The 2,589-nt window shown below is 63.9% G+C and carries 3 protein-coding genes; all 3 read right to left on the reverse strand.

Going from position 1 to position 2,589, the window contains the following annotated elements; all coding sequences use genetic code 11:
• Positions 1–516 (reverse strand): ABC transporter permease (locus tag EOA23_RS33575; protein ID WP_145966572.1); only part of this gene is annotated, 516 nt, incomplete at its 3' end.
• Entirely contained in the window at positions 513–1,580 is a 1,068-nt protein-coding gene (locus EOA23_RS33580; protein WP_127307215.1) for an ABC transporter permease, read from the reverse strand. The genes EOA23_RS33575 and EOA23_RS33580, both read right to left, overlap by 4 nt.
• 18 nt (positions 1,581–1,598) lie before the next feature.
• Positions 1,599–2,589 (reverse strand): ABC transporter substrate-binding protein (locus EOA23_RS33585; protein ID WP_145966573.1); only part of this gene is annotated, 991 nt, incomplete at its 5' end.

Consider the following 2,589-nt stretch of genomic DNA (forward strand, 5'->3'; position numbering starts at 1 on the left):
CGCCAGCACCGCGTTCTCGATGCCGGGACCGAGCGCGGCGACGAAGGCGAGCGCCAGCACCAGCTTGGGAAAGGCGAGGAAGATGTCGGTGACGCGCATCAGGATCGTGTCGGTCCAGCCGCCGGCGTAACCGGCGACGGTGCCGACCAAAAGGCCGATGGGCGCGGCGATGATGGCGACGAGGATGACGACATAAAGCGTCCAGCGCGCGCCGTAGACGATGCGCGAATAGATGTCGCGGCCAAGATCGTCGGTGCCGAACCAATGCGCGGCGTTCGGCGCCAGCAGGCGGGCGTTCTTCAGATCGCCGACGGTCGGCGAATAGGGCGCCAGCACATCAGCGAAGGCCGCGACCACCAGCAGCGCGATGATGATGAGCATGCCGACCAGCGCCAACCGGTTGGCGGAGAAGCGCCGCCAGGACACATAGGCGCGGCCGAGCCTTGCCTGCAGGCGCGATGCCGGCCGGTCACTGAGCAGCCATTCGCGCCTGGATTGGATGGTTTCAGCGCTCATCCGATCTTCGTCCTTGGATCGAGCAGCCGGTAAAGCAGATCGGACAGGAGGTTGATGGCGATGAAGACCGAGCCGATGGCGATGGTGCCGCCGAGCACGGCGTTCATGTCGGCATTCTGCAGCGAATTGGTGATGTAGAGGCCGATGCCCGGCCAGGAGAAGACGGTCTCGGTCAGCACCGAGCCTTCGAGCAGGTTTGCGTAGGAAAGCGCGATCACCGTCACCATCGGCACGGCGGCATTGCGCAGCGCATGGCCCCAGATGACGCGCGTCTCGGACAGGCCCTTGGCACGCGCCGCGACGATATATTCCTGCGCCAGCTCGTTCAGCATGAAGGAGCGGGTCATGCGGCTGATATAGGCGAGCGACAGATAGCCGAGCAGCGCGGCCGGCAGGACGATATGACGCCAGGCGTCGTGGAAGACGTCCCACTGCCCCTGGATCGCGGCATCGAGCAGGTAGAAGCCGGTGATCGGCGTGAAGGTGTATTCGTAGACGACGTCGAGCCGCGCCGGGAAAGCGATCCATTGCAGCTTGGCGTAGAACAGCACCAGCCCGAGCAGTCCCAGCCAGAAGATCGGCACGGAATAGCCGATGAGGCCGACGACGCGGGCAATCTGGTCGATCAGGCTGCCGCGCTTGACGGCGGCCAGCACCCCGAGCGGCACGCCGATGACGGCGCCGATGATCGTGCCCAACGTCGCCAGCTCGATGGTCGCCGGGAAAACGCGGCGGATGTCGGCCATCACCGGATTGGTGGTCAGCACCGAGGTGCCGAAGTCGCCCCTCAGCGCTGCTTTGACATAGAGGTAGAACTGCTCGATCCAGGGCAGGTCGAGCCCCATCTCGCGGCGCGTGCGCTCGACGACGGCGGTCGGCGCCCGGTCGCCCAGCACGGCCAGCACCGGATCGATCGGGATGACACGGCCGATGAAGAAGGTCACCGCGAGAAGACCGAGATAGGTCGTCACCGCGACAACCAGGAAGCGGCCGAGCGAGGATAGAATGGCGGCGGCGCGGGCGCTGCCGCGCCCTGCCGCCGCCTGGTTTTCAGCTATGCTCACGAGGGGCGTCCGAGGACGCTATTCCTTCGACACCGGACCGACGAAGTTGGTGTCGAAACTCGGGCCGAGCGCAAAGCCCTTGAGGTTCTTGCGCAGCCCCGCCACTTCCAGCTGCTGGTGGATGATGACGAAGGGGCTGGTGTCGAGGATCTTCTTCTGCAGATCCTTGTACATGTCGGCGCGCTTGGCCGAATCCTTTTCCAGAAGCGCCGCCTCGGTCTGCTTGGTCAGGTCCGGGATGTCCCAGGCATTGCGCCAGGCCAATGTCTTGATCTTGGCGGCGTCGGAATTGTCCGGATTCGAGGCGAAGGTCTGGGCGTTCGAATTGGGGTCGAAATAGTCCTGGCCCCAGTTGCCGATATAGATGTCGTGATTGCGGGCGCGATATTTGGTAAGCGTCTGCTTACCATCACCTGGGATGATCTCCAACTGAATGCCGGCCTGGCCGAGCGTCTGCTGGATCGATTCCGCCATCCCGGTGGTCGGCTGGCCGGTGCGAACGTCCATCGTCACCTTGAAACCATCCGCCAGGCCGGCCTTGGCGAGCAGTTCCTTGGCCTTGGCAACGTCGAGCTTGAACGGGTTGTCGTCGATCGCGCCAAGGTCGCCCTTGGGCAGGAAGGACTGGTGGATCTCGCCGATGCCCTTGAGGATGGTGGTGCTCAGCGCGTCATAGTCGACCAGATATTTGAACGCCTGGCGAACTTCCGGCTTGGCGAGGTTCGGATTCTTCTGGTTGAGGCTGATGTAATAGACCGTGCCCTTCGGCGCGCTTGTGGTGGTGAGGTCGGCGTTCTTGGCGATGGCGTCGAGGTCGTTCGGCTCGAGGTTGCGGGCGACGTCGATATCGCCAGCCTCCAGCGCCAGGCGCTGCGCCGAGCTTTCCTTCATGTTGCGGTAGATGACGCGGGCGAGCTTGGCCTTCTCGCCATTGTAATTGTCGTTGCGCTCCAGAACGACGGCTTCGTTGGCGCGCCATTCGCGCAGCTTGTATTGGCCTGAACCGGCA

It is taken from the genome of Mesorhizobium sp. M2A.F.Ca.ET.042.01.1.1 (assembly GCF_003997405.1).
GTDB lineage: Bacteria > Pseudomonadota > Alphaproteobacteria > Rhizobiales > Rhizobiaceae > Mesorhizobium.